At 75.8% G+C, this 16,425-nt stretch carries 13 protein-coding genes; 2 read left to right on the top strand and 11 right to left on the bottom strand.

Annotation, left to right across the window (positions count from 1 at the left end; genetic code table 11):
- Nucleotides 1-100: 100 nt before the first annotated feature.
- The 7 genes from POF43_RS16395 to pdhA all read right to left on the bottom strand — a co-directional run bounded on the left by POF43_RS16395 (nucleotide 101) and on the right by pdhA (nucleotide 8,761).
- The gene (locus POF43_RS16395; RefSeq protein ID WP_282704615.1) at nucleotides 101-1,186 is read right to left on the bottom strand and encodes a hypothetical protein; all 1,086 of its coding nucleotides are present in this window, start codon (nucleotides 1,184-1,186) and stop codon (nucleotides 101-103) included.
- A gap of 124 nt (nucleotides 1,187-1,310) precedes the next feature.
- Nucleotides 1,311-2,288 carry an NAD(P)H-quinone oxidoreductase gene (locus POF43_RS16400; protein ID WP_271315928.1) on the bottom strand — a complete coding sequence of 326 codons (978 nt, stop codon included), beginning with the start codon at nucleotides 2,286-2,288 and terminating at the stop codon, nucleotides 1,311-1,313.
- A 390-nt stretch (nucleotides 2,289-2,678) separates the two neighbouring features.
- Nucleotides 2,679-3,908 carry a molybdopterin molybdotransferase MoeA gene (locus POF43_RS16405; RefSeq protein ID WP_271324248.1) on the bottom strand — a complete coding sequence of 410 codons (1,230 nt, stop codon included), beginning with the start codon at nucleotides 3,906-3,908 and terminating at the stop codon, nucleotides 2,679-2,681.
- Complete coding sequence (locus tag POF43_RS16410) at nucleotides 3,905-4,747, bottom strand: DUF6457 domain-containing protein (RefSeq protein WP_271315926.1); 843 nt, start codon at nucleotides 4,745-4,747, stop codon at nucleotides 3,905-3,907. The genes POF43_RS16405 and POF43_RS16410 overlap by 4 nt, the downstream gene beginning before the upstream one ends.
- Before the next feature lie 398 nt (nucleotides 4,748-5,145).
- Entirely contained in the window at nucleotides 5,146-6,540 is a 1,395-nt protein-coding gene (locus tag POF43_RS16415) for a dihydrolipoamide acetyltransferase family protein (RefSeq protein ID WP_271324247.1), read from the bottom strand.
- The gene (locus POF43_RS16420; protein WP_271315924.1) at nucleotides 6,540-7,565 is read right to left on the bottom strand and encodes an alpha-ketoacid dehydrogenase subunit beta; all 1,026 of its coding nucleotides are present in this window, start codon (nucleotides 7,563-7,565) and stop codon (nucleotides 6,540-6,542) included. The genes POF43_RS16415 and POF43_RS16420 overlap by 1 nt, the downstream gene beginning before the upstream one ends.
- Entirely contained in the window at nucleotides 7,565-8,761 is a 1,197-nt protein-coding gene (pdhA, locus tag POF43_RS16425) for a pyruvate dehydrogenase (acetyl-transferring) E1 component subunit alpha (RefSeq protein WP_372516036.1), read from the bottom strand. The genes POF43_RS16420 and pdhA overlap by 1 nt, the downstream gene beginning before the upstream one ends.
- 194 nt (nucleotides 8,762-8,955) lie before the next feature.
- On the opposite strand from pdhA, the gene POF43_RS16430 reads away from it, so the two are divergent.
- Entirely contained in the window at nucleotides 8,956-9,468 is a 513-nt protein-coding gene (locus POF43_RS16430) for an Lrp/AsnC family transcriptional regulator (protein WP_271315923.1), read from the top strand.
- 543 nt (nucleotides 9,469-10,011) lie between these two features.
- Here POF43_RS16430 and POF43_RS16435 read toward each other — a convergent pair.
- Nucleotides 10,012-10,641: a TetR/AcrR family transcriptional regulator gene (locus POF43_RS16435; protein ID WP_271314803.1), complete on the bottom strand. Its 630-nt coding sequence runs from the start codon at nucleotides 10,639-10,641 to the stop codon at nucleotides 10,012-10,014.
- A complete protein-coding gene (locus tag POF43_RS16440; protein ID WP_271314804.1) occupies nucleotides 10,638-12,173 on the bottom strand; it encodes a 3-hydroxyacyl-CoA dehydrogenase in 1,536 nt (511 codons plus the stop codon). The genes POF43_RS16435 and POF43_RS16440 overlap by 4 nt, the downstream gene beginning before the upstream one ends.
- Before the next feature lie 262 nt (nucleotides 12,174-12,435).
- Between POF43_RS16440 and paaN the strand changes: the two genes are divergently transcribed.
- Complete coding sequence (paaN, locus tag POF43_RS16445) at nucleotides 12,436-14,142, top strand: phenylacetic acid degradation protein PaaN (protein ID WP_271324887.1); 1,707 nt, start codon at nucleotides 12,436-12,438, stop codon at nucleotides 14,140-14,142.
- Nucleotides 14,143-14,374: 232 nt separating this feature from the next.
- On the opposite strand, the gene POF43_RS16450 is transcribed toward paaN, so the two are convergent.
- Nucleotides 14,375-15,157, bottom strand: coding sequence for a VOC family protein (locus tag POF43_RS16450; RefSeq protein ID WP_271314806.1), 783 nt, complete (start codon nucleotides 15,155-15,157; stop codon nucleotides 14,375-14,377).
- A 395-nt stretch (nucleotides 15,158-15,552) separates the two neighbouring features.
- Nucleotides 15,553-16,377: an alpha/beta fold hydrolase gene (locus POF43_RS16455; RefSeq protein WP_271324763.1), complete on the bottom strand. Its 825-nt coding sequence runs from the start codon at nucleotides 16,375-16,377 to the stop codon at nucleotides 15,553-15,555.
- Between the last annotated feature and the right edge of the window lie 48 nt (nucleotides 16,378-16,425).

Below are 16,425 nucleotides of genomic sequence, written 5' to 3' on the forward strand. Positions count from 1 at the left end.
GCAGTCCACGTCCCGGTCCGGGATGCGAACCGTCCCGGGGCCGTCCCGGAGCCGTCCCTGGACCCCCGCGGCGCCCGCCCGGCCGCCCGCCGGCAACGCCTCAGCGCCGCCGCTGCCGCACCGCCAGCACGCCCAGCCCCGCGCCCAGCAGCGCCAGGCCGGTGCCGAACGGCAGCACCCGCAGCGCCCGCCCGGCCGGCCCGGCCGCCGTCTGCGGTTCCTCCCCGGCCGCCCGGGCCGGCCCGGACCGCCCCGGAACCGGCTCACCGGGCGCCCGTGTGGCCGACGAACCGCCCGACGCCCCGCCCGGCGGCCATGCCGTGCTGTTCCTCGCCGCACCGCCCGGCACCGGGGGCAGCGCGGGAACAACCTGCCCGGTGGCCGCGCCCGCCTCCGTGCCCGGGTCCGCGCCCGATTCCGCTCCCGGGTCCGCCTGCCGCGGCAGGTCGGCGCCGCCGGCCGGCCCCGCCCCCACGCCGTCCGCTCCTCCGCCGTCCGGTCCCGCGCCGTCCGGCCCGTCGCCGGAGGTGAGCTGCCAGACGGCGCCGCGGCCCAGCGGCAGGCCCAGCTCGTCGTGATCCGCGTCCCGCCCGGGGTGCGGCCGGCCCTCACCGGCCCGGTTGCCGGCCAGCGCCGGATCGCCGCCGGGCGCCGGGTGCTGCTGCTCACCGCCGTCCGCCACGACCGCGCCGACCGCGTCGTCGGCCACCAGCCCCATGCCGCCACCGCCCGGCGCCGACGACGCGCTGACCTGCGTGAAGGGGCTCCAGGGGGCGTAGGGATCGGCTCGGGGGGCGTCGTCCGCGGCGGTACCGCCGTCGTGGGGCGGGTCGGGGTCGGCGGAGGGGGCGTCACCGGGGGCGGGGGTGCGGTGGCCCGGGGCGCGGGCGGCCGTTGCGCGGTGGCCCGGGGTGCGGTGGCCCGGCGGGCGGGCGGTCGGCGAGCCGGAGGCGGGGTCGGCGGTGGGCGGCACGCCGGCGGCGGGGGGCGGGGGGCCGGACGCCGTGGCCCGGCCGTCGGACGCCGCGGGCCACGGCCGGGCGGCGCCGGACACCCCGCCGGACGCGGGCGCGTCGGCCGCGCACGCCACCGGGGCCAGGGCCAGCGCGGCGGCCACCGCCAGCGGGACGGCCGACGCGAGGCGGGCCGGGGGGAGTCTGCGTCGGATACGGCGAGCGACGGGCACGCCGGCCCCCTTACCGTCCGGTGGGATCGTTCCGTATACCCAGGGTCACACGGAGCGACCGGCGCGGCATCCCGGAACCGGCCGGGGCGCGTGCGGGATCACCGGGAAGGGGGCGCGGCGGGGGTCAGACGGTGAGCAGGATCTTGCCGACGTGGTCACCGGCATCCAGGGCGCGGTGCGCCTCGGCGGCGTTCTCCATCGGCACGGAGGCGTGGACGACCGGGCGGACCTTGCCGTCGGCGACCAGCGGCCAGACGTGTTCGCGCACGGCGGCGATGATGGCGGCCTTCTCGCCGCGCGGGCGGCCGCGCAGCGACGTGGCGGTGACCGCGGCCCGCTTGGCGAGCAGCTTGCCGAGGTCGAGTTCCGCCTTCGACCCGCCCTGCATGCCGATGACGGCGAGCCGGCCGCTGAGAGCGAGGGCGTCGATGTTCCGCGACAGGTACTTGGCGCCCATGATGTCCAGGATGACGTCGGCCCCGGCGCCGTCGGTGGCGTCCTTCAGCGCGGCGACGAAGTCCTGCTCGCGGTAGTCGATGAGGATGTCGGCGCCCAGCTCGCGGCAGCGCTCCAGCTTCTGCGGGCCGCCCGCGGTGACCGCGACGCGCGCGCCGACGGCCTTGGCGAGCTGGACGGCCATCGTGCCGATGCCGCTGGCGCCGCCGTGCACCAGCAGGGTCTCGCCGGGACGGAGGTTGGCGACCATGAAGACGTTGGACCACACCGTCGCCGTCACCTCGGGCAGCGCGGCGGCCTCGACGACGCCGACCCCGTCCGGCACCGGCAGCAACTGGCCGGCCGGCACCGCGACCCGCTGGGCGTACCCGCCGCCGGCCAGCAGCGCGCAGACCTCGTCGCCCACCGACCAGCCGGTCACCCCCTCGCCGACCTCGGCGATCCGCCCCGAGCACTCCAGTCCCGGGTAGACCGGCGCGCCCGGCGGCGGCGGGTAGTGGCCCTGCCGCTGGAGGAGGTCGGCGCGGTTGACGGCGCCGGCGGCCACCTCGACCACCACCTCACCCTCGCCCGCCTCGGGGTCGGGCACCTCGGCCCACACCAGGGCCTCGGGGCCGCCGGGTTCCGGAATCGTGATCGCGTACATGCCGCGAGGCTACCCCCGCGATCCGCCACCGGTGAGGACGGCACGGGGCGCGGCGTTGAGTGCGGTCACGGCGGTACGGGGCCGCGCCGGACGCGGGGCACGGGGTGGCTTCCGGTGCGGCGACCGCGGTGCGGGGCGGTGCCGTTTACGGAGTGACGGGTGCTCCGGCGTGACGGCTTCGCGCTTTTGCGCCGTCGCGCCTTCGGCCCGTTGCCCCGGCACGTTTGTCACGCCTCACGCCTCACGCCTTCGCCCCGTCACGCCGTCACGCCGTCACGCCGGTCACGCCGGTCACGCCGGTCACGCCGGTCACAGATCAGACGGTCATACGTATCGCCGTCCCACGTCACGTTGTCTCCCGCCACGCCGTCCCACGCCACGCCGTCCGCCTCACGGCGTCAGCAGCAGCTCGACCTCCGTGCCGGCCGGGGCGCCGCCCGGTGGGACGACGGCCATGGCGTCCGCCTCGGCGAGGCCGCGCAGCATCGCGGGGCCGTGGAACCGCAGCGGCGCGACCCGGCCGCCGGAGCGGAAGGCCACCGGGACCAGGCGGGTGTCGTGCGGGTGGCCGGGCACCTGCTGTTCCAGGGCGCCGGAGCGCGGCTCGCGGTCGGCGCGGCCGGTCAAGGTGCGCAGTAGCGGCTCGACCAGGGTCAGCACGCCGGAGACGGCCGCCAGCGGGTTGCCCGGCAGGCCCACCAGCGGACGGCCGCTGGGCAGCACCGCCAGCAGCATCGGGTGCCCCGGGCGGACCGCGACGCCGTCGACCAGGACGCGCGCCTTCAGCCCGGCCAGCACCGGCCGCACGAAGTCGGCGGGACCGGCGGCCGTACCGCCCGTGGTGATGATCAGATCGGCGGTGCTGTGGGCGACCGCCTGCCGCAGCGCCTCGGCGTCGTCGCCGATCCGCCGCGGTTCCTCCGGCGCCCGCGCGCCCAGCCGGCGCAGCCACGGCGGCAGCAGCGGACCGAGCGCGTCCCGCACCCGGCCGTCGTCGGGCAGTCCGCGGGTGAGCAGTTCGTCGCCCAGCACGAGCACGTCCACCCGCGGCCTCGGCACCACCGGCAGCACGTCGTAACCGGCCGCCGCCGCCAGCGCCAGCACCGGCGGTCCGACGACCGTGCCGCGCTCCAGCAGCCGTTCGCCGGCCCGGCACTCCTGACCGCGCGGCCGCACCTCGTGGCCCGGGCCGGGCGCCGGGTACGGTTCGCGCACCCGCAGCGGGCCGGCGTCACCGGGGCCGGTCTCCCCGTGCTCGCGGCGCAGGACGCCCGTCGCGCCCGGCGGCAGCGGCGCGCCGGTGGCGATCGGGACCGCCTCGCCGTCCGCCAGCGCCGCCCCGGTGCCGTGGCCGGCCAGCAGCGCGCCGGTCTCCGTCCGCCGCCACGGCCCGGGTCCGGCCACCGCCCAGCCGTCCATCGCGGCGGTGTCGAACGCGGGCAGGTCGGTCAGCGCCGTCAGCGGTGCCGCCAGCGCGTCGCCGAGCGCGTCGCGCAGCGGCCGGTCGACCGGCGGTCGCGGCCGGCCGGTGTCGCGGGCGATCCGGCGGGCCGTCCGCCAGTCCGTCTCGTGGTGCGGGGCCGGCGCGACACGCGCGGCGTCCGGCGCGGGCGCGGTCATCCGGCGCCACCGTCCCCCGGGCTGCCGGGAGCGGCCTCCTCCTCCCAGCGGCGGGCCAGGGCGGCGGCCTTGGCGGCGGCCTCCGCGACCGCCTCGCGGCCACCGCCGGCCAGGGCGGCCGCGTAGCCGACCAGGAACGTCGTCAGCGGCGCGGCGGGCCGGGCCACACCGTGCGCGGCGTCCCGGGCGAGGTCGAGGAGGGCGGCGGTGTCGACGTCGAGATCGATCCCGAGGTCGGCCTTGACTGCGGCGATCCATTCATCCAGCACCCGTCCATGCTCCCTGATCCGGGAGCGGGCCGCGGTCAGCGCCTCCCAGGTGTCGGTGTCGAACGTCGCCACGCCACCCGGATCGGCCAGCCGTCCCAGAGTGAGTTCGGCGGTCAGCAGCCGCAGCGGCAGCCCGCCGGTGCCGCCGTGCTCGGCGGCCAGCAGCGCGATCTCCCGGCGCAGCGGCTCGCCCCGGTAGACCGCGAGCAACGGCTGGTCGCGCCCGCCGGGGTCGGTGTACAGCACGCCGTCGGCACCGGCCGGCACGCCGTCCAGCAGCGCGCCGACCGCCGCCGGTGTGACGAACGGCAGGTCGGCGGCGAGTACCGCGACCAGGCCGGCGGTGGTGTGCCGGACGCCGGCGGTCAGCGCGGCCAGCGGACCGCCGCCCGCGGGCTGTTCACGGGTCCAGGTCACCGGGCGCGCGGTGCCGCGCCGGGGTCCGACCACCACGGTGGCGGCCGCGCCGGGACAGGCGGCGAGCACCCGGTCCAGCAGCGTGCTGCCGCCGACCCGCAGCCCCGGCTTGTCCGCACCGCCGAGCCGCCGCCCGGCACCCCCGGCCAGCACGACGACGTCGAAGGGCTCCCGGGGCCGGCCGTCACCGCCGGGCGACCGGCCGGTGCCGACGCCGCCACAAACACGGTGGCCTCCGGCGGCGTCAGCGGCTCCGGCGGCTCCGGCGGCTCCGGCGGCTCCGGCGGCTCCGGCGGCTCCGGCGGCGCGTTCCCCGCTGACGCCAGCAGACGCACGTTGGCCAGCAGCCTCAGCGGCGCGTCCACCTCCGGCGCCAGCCGACGCACCTCCACCGCCAGCAGCCTCAGCGGCGCGTCCACCGCTGACGTCGGCCGGCTCCCGTTCCCCACTGCGCGTACTCATGCGGGGAGTATCCCGTCCGCCGGGCCGGGCCCGGCCCTGCGGCGGGTACCCGGCTGCGGCGGAGCGCCGTTCGTCGGTTGATCGGATCGTCAGATGGAACGCAGCAGGAGGGCCGGGCTCTCCACGCAGTCGGCGACGTAGCGCAGGAAGCCGCCCGCCGTGCCGCCGTCGCAGACCCGGTGGTCGAAGGTGAACGACAGCTGCACGACCTGCCGCACCGCCAGCTCACCGTCCACCACCCAGGGCTTGGCGGCTATCCGGCCGACGCCGAGCATCGCCGCCTCGGGGTGGTTGATGATCGGCGTGGAGCCGTCCACCCCGAAGACGCCGTAGTTGTTCAGGGTGAAGGTGCCACCGGTGAGATCGGCGGGCGACAGCTTGCCGTCCCGGGCCGCGGCCGTCAGCCGGCCGATCTCGGCGGCCAGGTCCTCGGTGGTCCTGGCGTGCGCGTCCCGGATCACCGGGACGACGAGTCCGCGGTCGGTCTGGGCGGCGAACCCCACGTGTACCGGGGCCAGCCGGACGATCTCGTTGCTCGCGGTGTCCACCACCGCGTTCAGCTCCGGGTAACGGGCCAGCGCGGCGGTGCAGATACGGGCCAGCAGCGCCAGCACGGACACCTTGCGGTCCGGGTGGCCGGCGTTCATCGCGGCGCGGGCGGCCAGCAGCCCGGTGGCGTCCGCGTCGACCCAGGTGGTGGCGTCCGGGATCTCCCGGCGGCTGCGCGAGAGCTTCTCGGCGACCGCGCCGCGCACCCCGCGCAACGGCACCCGGGTCTCCCCCTCGGTCACCGCGACCGGCTTCGCGGCGGACGCGGACGCGGTGGCGGCGTCCGCGACGGCCCGTTCCACGTCGGCGCGCAGGACCAGCCCGTTGCTGCCGGTGCCGCGCAGCGTCCGCAGGTCGACGCCGTTCTCCCGGGCCAGCCGCCGCACCAGCGGCGAGACGACGGCCACCGGTCCCAGCGGCGCGGCGGGCGCGTCGTCGGCCCGGCCGGTACCGCGCCGGGTACCGGTGTCCACGCCGTCGGCGGGCATCCGGACCCGGCGGCGGCGCGGCGCGGCGCCCGCGGTGCCGTAGCCGACCAGCACGTTGCCGGAGCCGGAGCCGGCAGTACCGCCGGCGTCGTCGACGGCGACGGCCTGCGCGGTCGCCCCGGCGGCGAGGCGGGCGCGGTCGGCGGGCTCCTGCGGCGCGGCGCCGGCGGGGTCACCGCAGGCCGCGTCACCGTCACCCGCGTCACCGACGGCGACCGTGACCAGCGGGCGGCCGACCGGCACCTCGTCGCCGGGGTCGCCGTAGCGTGCGGTGACCACGCCCGCGTACGGGCACGGCACCTCGACCATCGCCTTGGCGGTCTCCACCTCGACGACCGGCTGGTCGATCTCGACGACGTCGCCGACCTCGACCATCCAGCGCACGATCTCCGCCTCGGTCAGTCCCTCACCGAGGTCCGGCAGGGCGAACTCCTTCACCGCGGCCATCAGTCCTCCCACTGCAGGCGGGCCACCGCGTCCAGCACCCGGTCGACTCCGGGCAAGTGGTAGCGCTCCAGCATGGGCGGCGGATAGGGGATGTCGAAACCCGTTACCCGAAGAACGGGTGCCTCAAGATGGTGGAAACAGCGTTCCATCACCCGGGCGGCGATCTCCGCACCGGTGCCGGCGAAGCCGGAGGACTCGTGCACCACGACCGCCCGGCCGGTGCGCCGCACCGACGCGCACACCGTCTCGTCGTCGAACGGCATCAGGCTGCGCAGGTCGACGACCTCCAGGTCCCAGCCCTCCGCGGTGGCGGCCTCGGCGGCCTCCAGGCACACCGGGACCGAGGGGCCGTAGGTGATCAGCGTGGCCGAGCGGCCCGGGCGCCGCACGACGGCCCGGCCGAGCGGCGGCACCGTCTCCGGCTCGTCCGGCGACCAGTCGGCCTTGCCCCAGTAGAGCCGCTTGGGCTCCAGGAAGATCACCGGGTCGTCGCTGGCGATGGAGGCGCGCAGCAGCCCGTAGGCGTCGGCGACGGTCGCCGGGGTCACCACCTGGAGACCGGGGGTGTGCAGGTAGTACGCCTCGGAGGAGTCGCTGTGGTGCTCGACGCCGCCGATGCCGCCGCCGTAGGGGATGCGGACGGTGATCGGCATCGGCATCGTGCCGCGGGTGCGGTTGCGCATCTTGGCGACGTGGCTGATCAGCTGTTCCAGCGCCGGATATCCGAACGCGTCGAACTGCATCTCCACCACCGGACGCAGGCCGTACATGGCCATGCCGACCGCGGTACCGAGGATGCCGGCCTCGGCCAGCGGCGTGTCGGTGACCCGCTCGGGCCCGAAGGCGGCGGCCAGGCCGTCGGTGATGCGGAAGACGCCGCCCAGCGTGCCGACGTCCTCGCCGAGGACGTGCACGGTGGGGTCGGCGGCCAGCGAGTCGTGCAGGGCCCGGTTGAGCGCCTGCGCCATGGTGGCCGGCTTGCGGGCGGCCTTCGCGGGGGCCGCCGGAGCGGTCGCGGTGCCCATCACGCCTCCTCGGCGTCGAGTTCGGCCCGCAGGCGGGCGGCCTGCTCGCGCAACTGGGTCGTACGGCTGGCGTACACGTGGTCGAAGAGCGACATCGGGTCGAGCACCGGGTCGGCGTTCATCCGGCGCCGCAGCTCGGCGGCCATCTCCTCGGCGCCGGCCTCGACGGCGCGCAGCTCCGCGTCGTCCACCAGGTCACGGTCGCGCAAGGCGTTCTCCAGCAGGACGAGCGGATCGTGCGCCCGCCACGGTTCGAGGTCGGCGGCGTCCCGGTACCGGGTGGCGTCGTCGGCGTTGGTGTGCGCGTCGATCCGGTACGTGAGCGCCTCGACCAGGGTGGGGCCGCCGCCACCGCGGGCGCGTTCGACCGCCTCGGTGAGCACCTGGTGCACCGCGAGCGCGTCGTTGCCGTCCACCAGGCGGCCGGGCATGCCGTAGCCGACGGCCTTGTGGGCCAGCGAGGGCGCGGCGGTCTGCTTGTGGAGCGGCACCGAGATGGCGAAGCCGTTGTTCTGCACGAGGAAGACCACCGGGGCCTTCCAGACGGCGGCGAAGTTGAGCGCCTCGTGGAAGTCGCCCTCACTGGTACCGCCGTCGCCGACCAGGGCCAGCGCCACGGTGTCGTCGCCGCGCAGCCGGGCGGCGTGCGCCAGGCCGACCGCGTGCGGCAGCTGGGTGGCCAGCGGGGTGCTGAGCGGGGCGACCCGGGTGGCGGCCGGGTCGTAGCCGTTGTGCCAGTCGCCGCGCAGCAGCGTCAGCACCTCGACCGGGTCCACGCCGCGCGCCACGACCGCGAGGGTGTCGCGGTAGCTGGGGAAGAGCCAGTCGCGTTCGCCCAGGCAGCGGGCGGCGGCGACCTCGCAGGCCTCCTGGCCGGTGGTCGACGGGTAGACCGCCAGCCGGCCCTGCTGGGTCAGCGCGGTGGCCTGCCGGTTGAAGCGGCGGCCGCGGACCAGCGCTTCGTACAGCTCGCGCATCAGGACCGGATCGGCGTCGGCGGCGGCCGGGGTGCCCAGCACGCGGAACGGCTCCGGGTCGGGCAGCAGCGGCGCCGGGTCGGTCATGGGACGCCAGCCGGGCGGCGGGGTGTGTCCGGGGCCGGTGGTCTCCGGCCGCGCGGCGGCGGTCGTTCCGGGGCGCTTCCCGGACCGGGTGGCGGGCTTTCCCGAGCCGGAGGCCAGGGACGATCGGGCCATTGCGCACCTCCTCGTGGGCGGTGTCCGCGCACCCGCCGTTCGCGAGTGCCTGCTGGTCGAGCGGCGGTCCCGCTCCCTACCGATTGTTCGGTCGCCGATGGCATTTTGACCACAGTCGCGATCAGCCTGTGGACAAACGGTTCTCCACAGCCTGAGATGGAGGCAGTACGTCCATGGTAAGGAGGCCCCGGGGGATGGCTACTGAACAGTTGGCCGACTCGGTCGCCGAGCCGCCGCGCGGGGGCGTGCCGCAAGAGCCGCCGCGCCCGCTCGACGCGATCGACCGGCACATCCTGCGACTGCTCCAGGAGGACGGCCGCGCGTCGGTCCGCTCGGTGGCCGAACGCGTCCACGTCAGCCGTGCGAACGCCTACGCACGCATCAACCGGCTCATCGAGGACGGCATAATCCGGGGCTTCACCGCCCGGGTCGACCACGAGCGCTCCGGCCAGGGGGCGTCCGCGTACATCACGCTGAAAATCGTGCAGAACACCTGGCGTACGGTCCGCGAGCAGCTGCTCACCCTTCCGGGTGTCGCGCACATCGCGCTGGTCAGCGGCGACTTCGACGTCCTGCTGCTGGTCCACACCGCGGACAACCGCAGCCTGCGCGAACTGGTGCTGACCCGCATCCAGGCGATCCCGGAGGTACTCAGCAGCCGCACCCTGCTGGTCTTCGAGGAGACGGACCTCGTGGTGGACGGCTGAGGGGGCGGGGGGCGGTCGGGCGGACGGGCGGTCGGTGGGGTGGTGGGGGCGGCGGGGGCCTGCGGGGGCCGCGGTCGAGGTCTGCGGGGCTCGGGAGGGCGCGGTCGGCGGGGTCCGCGGCCGGCGGAGTCGGCGGTCGCGGTCGACGGTCCGCGGGGCTACGGGATCGGGGCTCAGGGCCCGGGGGCGCGCGGAGTGCCCGGAGTGCGCGGGCGTGCGCCCCGCGGCGCAAGGAGGCGCGGGAGGGCGCGGAAACGGGCCGAGGCATTAGCGTGCCTCCGCCGGCGCTGACGTGCCCCCACTGGCGCCGGTGTGCCCCCGCCGGGGCTGGCGTGCCCCCGATGACGTTGGTCTGCCTGAGGCGACCTTCCGCGTACCCCGGCCGACGTTCACGCCCCGGCGACCTTCCGCGTACCCCCGCCGACGTTCACGCCCCGGCGGCGCGCAGGCGTGCGTCAGGCGTACGCGCCCCGGCCAAGGGCACCGTCGGCGTACGCGCCCGGCCGGGGCACCGTCGGGCGGTGCTCCCGGCCGGGGCGGGTGTCAGGTTCGCAGGCCGTCGAACGCGATCCGCACGACGGTGTCGGCCACCTCGTCGCTGGACAGCGTGCCGCCGCCGGCCGGGCGGTACCACTCCACCAGGGAGTTGACCATGCCGAACAGCAGCCGGGTCGCCAGCCGGACGTCGATGTCGGAGCGCAGGTCGCCCTCCGCGACGGCGGCCTTGAGCAGGTCGGCCATCCGCTGGTCGAACTCCCGGCGGCGTTCCATCGCCCACCGCTCGGTGCGGGTGTTGCCGCGCACCCGCAGCAGCAGCGTGACGTACGGCAGTTCGGCCATCAGCACCTCGACCGTGCGGCGCAGCACGTGCTCCAGCCGGTCGACCGCGCGGCCGTGGTCGGCGGCGGGCTCGTCCAGGACGCCGAACAGCCCGTCGAGCGCGCGGCCCACCGCCCGTTCCAGCAGCTCTTCCTTGCCACGCACGTGGTGGTAGATCGACGACTTGGAGATCCCCGCGGCGCGTGAGAGGTGCTCCATCGACGTGCCGTCGTAACCGCGGTCGATGAACACCTCGACCGCCACCGCGAGCAGGGACTCCGGGGTGTACGTGTCACGCCTGGGCGTACCGTCGGGAACGGCGTCGTGAGGAGCGTCCGGCTCGGCCATGGTCATGATGAGATCACACCGGCCGGCCCACGTCGCGGTCGCCGCCGGTTCAGCTCGGGGCAGGGCGCGTACCGGCCGGTGGGATACGCGGCGTGCAGCCGGTCCAGTACGCCGACGACCCACTCGGCGCCCAGCCGCTCGCCCCATTCCACCGGCCCCACCGGGTAGTTGACGCCCAGTCGCATCGCGGTGTCGACGTCCGCCGCGGAGGCCACGCCCCGGTCGACGGCGTCGGCGGCGAGGTCGGCCAGCATGGCGACGGTACGCGTGACGATCATGCCGGGGGTGTCCCGCACGACGCTGACCCGCTTGCCCAGCGACTGGAACAGCCCGACCGCCTCGGCGACCGCTTCCGGCGCCGCGGTGGGGGCCGGCGCCAGGGCGACGCGGGTGCAGGTGGCCCAGTCCAGCACCAGGTCGACCTGGACGGCGTCGCGGCCGTGCTCGGCGGCGAGTGACCCGTCGGCGAGGCGCAGGCCGGCGCCGCCCGGCAGCGTGAGGTCGGCCCACGACGCGCCGGTGCCGGTCTCCACCGTGATCCCGGCGGCCTCGGCCAGCGGCGCCAGGGCGGCGGCCAGCGGTGATCCGTGCGTGATGGTGACGGATTTCGGCGCGGCGGTGTCCGGCGCGGTGTGCGGCTGCGGCGGTGTCGCACCGTCGCCGTACCGGTACCAGCCGCGCCCCGACTTGCGGCCGTGCAGGCCGGACTCCACCAGGCGCCGCTGGGCCAGCGACGGGGTGAACTTCGGGTCGTGGAAGAACGCCTCCCACACCGAACGGGTGACGGCCTCGTTGACGTCCTGGCCGATGAGGTCGGTGAGTTCGAACGGGCCCATGCGGAAGCCGCCGGCCTCGCGCAGCACGGCGTCGATCGTGGCCGGGTCGGCGGCGCGTTCCTCCAGCAGGCGGAAGCCCTCGGCGTAGAACGGGCGGGCGACGCGGTTGACGACGAAGCCGGGGGTGTCCGTGCAGCGCACCGGGGTCTTGCCCCAGGCCGCGGCGGTGGCGAACGCGAAGTCGGCGACCGCCGGGTCGGTGGCGAACCCGGAGACCACCTCGACCAGCGGCAGCAGCGGCGCGGGGTTGAAGAAGTGCAGGCCGACCAGGCGTTCCGGGCGGCGCAGGGCGCCGGCGACGGCGGTGACCGACAGCGACGAGGTGTTGGTAGCCAGCACGCAGTCGTCGGCCACGACGGCCTCCAGGCCGGCGAAGAGCGCCCGCTTGACGTCCAGCAGTTCCGCGACGGCCTCGACGACCAGGACGGCCGGGGCCAGCGCGGACAGGTCGTCCACCGCGTGTACCGCCGCACGCGCCGCGTCACGGGCCGCCGCGGTCATCCGGCCCTTGTCGACCAGGCGGTCCAGCCGGGCGCCGATCACGCCGACGGCCTCGGCGGCCCGGCCGGGCACGGCGTCGTGCAGCAGTACCGGATGCCCCGCGACCAGGGCGACCTGCGCGATCCCCTGACCCATGGTGCCGGTACCGATGACCGCCACGGTGGCGGTGGCCGCGGCGCCGGCCGCGTGTGGTGCGTTCATCGTTGCACTCCCCGAATCGCGTCCATGTCACTCCGTGTCACTGCGTCGGCCGGTCAGCGGCGGGGCGTCCGGCGCACCGGGGCGGCACACCGGCCGGCACGCCGCGTTGTCCACAGGAGGGTGCCCCGAGTTGTCCACAGGCGTGAAGGCACCCCTTGCCCCGACCGACCATTCGGTCAAGACTATGGGCGAGACACCGCGGCGCGACACCCCGTTCGCGTCGCGACCACCGCCCGTACCCACTCACCGAGGAGTGGCCCGCATGACCGCTGAGCCTTCCGCCGCGCCGCTGATCGAGCGGCACCGAGCCACGCTGGACAAGGCACTCCAGGCCATCCGTACCCGTGAATACTGGTCGCCGCACCCCGAGCACCCCAAGGCGTACGGCGACGGTTCCGGACTGGGGCCGGCCGAGGGGAAGGCCGCCTTCGAGGCCGTCCTGGGCCGCCGCTTCGAGCTGGGCCCGGACGGCGCCGAGCAGCCCGGTACCGACGACTGGACCGGCGGCGAGCGCTCCCCCTACGGCATCGACCTGGGCGTCAGCTACCCGCACCCCGACATCGACGTGCTGCTGCCCGCGATGCGCGCCGCGATGCCGTCGTGGCGCGACGCCGGCCCCGAGGCGCGCGCGGCGGTCTGCCTGGAGATCCTCGCCCGGATCAACGCCCGCAGCCACGAGTACGCCCACCTGGTCATGCACACCACCGGCCAGGCGTTCGCGATGTCCTTCCAGGCCGGCGGCCCGCACGCGCAGGACCGCGGCCTGGAGGCGGTGGCCTACGCGTACGAGGAGCAGACCCGGGTGCCGGGCACCGCGTCCTGGGTCAAGCCGCAGGGCAAGCGTGATCCGCTGCGGCTGACCACCACGTTCAAGGCCGTGCCGCGCGGCATCGCCCTGCTCGTGGGCTGCAACACCTTCCCGACGTGGAACGGCTTCCCCGGCCTGTTCGCCTCGCTCGCCACCGGCAACGCGGTACTGGTCAAGCCGCACCCGCGCGCGGTGCTGCCGCTGGCGCTGACCGTGCGCATCGCCCGCGAGACGCTGGCCGAGGCGGGCTTCGCCCCCGACCTGGTGTGCCTGGCCGCCGAGCGCCCCGGCGAGGGCCTGGCCAAGATGCTGGCGGTGCGGCCGGAGATCCGCATCGTGGACTACACCGGCTCCACCGCGTTCGGCGACTGGCTGGAGACCAACGCACGGCAGGCCCAGGTCTTCACCGAGAAGGCCGGCGTCAACACGGTGGTCATCGACTCCACCGGCGACTACCGGGGCATGCTGGCCAACCTGGCCTTCGCCCTGTCGCTGTACAGCGGCCAGATGTGCACCACCCCGCAGAACCTGCTGATCCCCCGCACCGGCATCGACACCGACGCCGGCCACAAGAGCTACGACGAGGTCACCACCGACCTCGCGGCGGCCGTCGAGGGCCTGCTCGGCGACGACGCGCGGGCCAACGCCCTGCTCGGCGCGCTGGTCAACCCGCAGGTACGCGAGCGCCTCGACGGCGCGGCGGCGCTCGGCAAGGTCGTACTGGCCTCCCGGGAGGTGCGCCACCCCGACTTCCCCGACGCCGTGGTCCGCACCCCCGTCATGGTCGCGCTCGACGGTTCCGCGCCGGACAGCGAGGCGGCGTACCTGTCGGAGTGCTTCGGCCCGGTGTCGTTCGCGGTCGCCGTCGACTCCACCGACGCCGCGCTCGACCTGCTGCGCCGCACGGTCCGCGAGCAGGGCGCGATGACGGTCGGCGGGTACACCACCTCCGCCGCCGTCGAACGCGCCCTGGAGGAGGTCTGCGAGGAGGAGTGCGCGCAGCTGTCGCTGAACCTCACCGGCGGCGTCTACGTCAACCAGACCGCCGCTTTCGGCGACTTCCACGGCTCCGGCGGCAACCCGGCGGCCAACGCCGCCCTGTGCGACGGCGCCTTCGTGGCGAACCGCTTCCGCACGGTGGAGGTGCGCCGCCCGGCGTGACGCCCCGCTCGACGGGCCGCGCGCCCCGCTGACGGCACGGGGGCTCCCGGGGTGGTGAGCCCCCGTCCGGCCGGAAGGCGCCCGAAGGCGGCAGGACCGCCGGCGGGCGCCTTCGGGCTCTTCCCCCCTCGCGGGGGAACGGGGTGCACGGCCTCCGCGCCGGGATGCCCCGCCCCGGCGCCATCGGGCACCTGGCCTCCGCGAGGAATCCGCGCTCAGGGCCGCGGGCGGATCACGCGGTGCCCGGTGCGCGGACGGCGATGATCGCGAAGTCGGCACCCTGGGAGTCCTTGACCAGCGCCATCCGGCCGGCCTCCATGTCGAACGGCGGATGGACGACCTCGCCCCCGCACTCGGTCAGCTCGGCGACGGCGCGGTCGGCGTCCTCGACGGAGAAGTAGACCAGCCAGTGCGAGGACGTGTTGGGGCGGTCGGTCTCCTGGAGTCCGCCGACCGTGCGGCCGCCCGCCTGGAGCGAGAAGTAGTCCTTAGCACCCTCCATCGGCGCGGTCTCGAGGCCCAGGGCAGCCGCGTAGAAGGCGGAGGCGGCGTCCTTGTCGGTGGTGTTCAGCTCGTTCCACACCAGCGTGCCGTTCTCGTTGGCCAGGCCGACGCCGTGGAACTCCTTGGGCTGCCAGACCCCGAAGACCGCACCGGTGGGGTCGGCGGCGATCAGCATGCGGCCGAGGGACATCACGTCCATCGCCGGTACGAGGACGGCGCCGCCGGCCTGGCCGATGGCGCGTTCGGTGGCGTCGGCGTCGTCGGACGCGAAGTACGTGGTCCACATCGTGGGCGGTGCCGGCTCGTCGCCCATGGCCTTCGCGGACATGACACCGGCCACCGGCTTGCCCTGCATCATGCAGACCGAGTACCCGCCGGTCTCCGGCGGTCCTATCTCGCCCGACCACCCCAGGAAGCGCGCGTAGAAGTCCAGAGCGCCCTGCTGGTCGGGCACGACGAGGTCGATCCAGCAGGGGGTGCCGGGCTGGTACGGGGTCTTCATCTCAGGCATGCGTACCTCCAGGGGTGGGTTCTGGCCTATCGGCTACTTGCCCGAAATGCCATCTATTACCCCTTATACGGATGATGATCTGACGAAATCACCACTCCCCACCGGTACGTCCGCTTCACCGCTCCCCGCCGGCACGCCCGCCGCGCCCGCCGCGCCGCCCGGTACACGCACCGCTCCGGTACGCACGCGCCCCGCCGCCCAGTACACGCGTCCCCGTCGTTACGTACACATATCGATCCATCCGGTACCTGTCCCGCCGGTATGCCCGCGTCCCGTCGTGACGTACACGCACCGATCCGTCCCGTACACGCACCCCTTCGTTACGTACACGGCCCGCCGCCCCCGCACGGGCGCCCCGTCGTTACGCACGCGCACCCCCGCCCCAAACACGCCCCTCAGCGATCCCCCTCCGTCAGGAAGGCCGCCGCGCGGTCGCCCCAGGTGCGCAGGTCGGCCGGGGTGGAGGCGACCTCCAGGCGGGCGTCGGGCAGGGTGGCGGCGAGCGTCTCGGCGGTGGAGACCGGGTGGCCGGGGTCGTCGGCCCAGGCCAGCACGAGTACCGGCAGGTCCAGCGCGCGCAGCAGGTCGACGGCGGGCAGGTCGGTGGCGGCCGCGCCGCGCAGCACGGTGGCCAGCAGGGCGGGGGAGACCTGCGGCGCCGGCGGGTAGCCGGACAGGCCGGCGAACACCGCCGGGACCGGGCGCAGCGCCGCCAGCCGCTGGAAGGACTCCGGGCCGACACGTTCCGCGAAGTCGGCCGCCTCACGGTAGAGGTGGGCCTGTTCGGCACGGGTGGCCCACCCGGTCGGCGGCGCGGTCAGGACCAGCCGCTCGAAGCGGTCCGGCGCCTTCAGGGCCGCGTACAGCAGGGTCGCGGTGCCCATGGAGCAGCCGATGCCGGCCACCGGTCCGCCACCGGAGAGCCGGTCGGTCAGGGCGATGAGGTCGTCCGCGAGGCGGGGCCAGGCGTACACCTCGGGCAGCGCTTCGCCGGCCGAGCGGCCGTGGCCGCGGGCGTCGTAGCGGACGAGCCGGCGGCCGGCGCGGACGACCGGGGACCAGTCGAGCATCCCGGCGTCCTCCATCGCGTGGCCGCTGCCGGTCAGGCCGTGCGCGAAGACCGCGAGCGGACCGCTGCCCTGCTCGGTCCAGCTCAGCCGGGTGCCGCGTACCTCGGCCTGGTGGCGGGTGACGGGCCGGCCGGCCCCCGGTGACGTCATGGCGCTCCTCGGGTCGTCGGGCGGATCGTCAGGAGGCGGATGATCAGG

The organism is Streptantibioticus silvisoli, assembly GCF_027947535.2.
GTDB classification, from domain to species: Bacteria; Actinomycetota; Actinomycetes; order Streptomycetales; family Streptomycetaceae; genus Streptantibioticus_C; species Streptantibioticus_C silvisoli.

Bases quoted from the DNA above. Each gene is read 5' to 3' on its own strand.
- POF43_RS16400 (WP_271315928.1), bottom strand. From the start codon at position 2,288: ATGTACGCGATCACGATTCCGGAACCCGGCGGCCCCGAGGCCCTGGTG.
- POF43_RS16405 (WP_271324248.1), bottom strand. From the start codon at position 3,908: ATGACCGCGCCCGCGCCGGACGCCGCGCGTGTCGCGCCGGCCCCGCAC.
- POF43_RS16415 (WP_271324247.1), bottom strand. From the start codon at position 6,540: ATGGCCGCGGTGAAGGAGTTCGCCCTGCCGGACCTCGGTGAGGGACTG.
- POF43_RS16420 (WP_271315924.1), bottom strand. From the start codon at position 7,565: ATGGGCACCGCGACCGCTCCGGCGGCCCCCGCGAAGGCCGCCCGCAAG.
- pdhA (WP_372516036.1), bottom strand. From the start codon at position 8,761: ATGGCCCGATCGTCCCTGGCCTCCGGCTCGGGAAAGCCCGCCACCCGG.
- POF43_RS16430 (WP_271315923.1), top strand. From the start codon at position 8,956: ATGGCTACTGAACAGTTGGCCGACTCGGTCGCCGAGCCGCCGCGCGGG.
- POF43_RS16435 (WP_271314803.1), bottom strand. From the start codon at position 10,641: ATGACCATGGCCGAGCCGGACGCTCCTCACGACGCCGTTCCCGACGGT.
- POF43_RS16440 (WP_271314804.1), bottom strand. From the start codon at position 12,173: ATGAACGCACCACACGCGGCCGGCGCCGCGGCCACCGCCACCGTGGCG.
- paaN (WP_271324887.1), top strand. From the start codon at position 12,436: ATGACCGCTGAGCCTTCCGCCGCGCCGCTGATCGAGCGGCACCGAGCC.
- POF43_RS16450 (WP_271314806.1), bottom strand. From the start codon at position 15,157: ATGCCTGAGATGAAGACCCCGTACCAGCCCGGCACCCCCTGCTGGATC.
- POF43_RS16455 (WP_271324763.1), bottom strand. From the start codon at position 16,377: ATGACGTCACCGGGGGCCGGCCGGCCCGTCACCCGCCACCAGGCCGAG.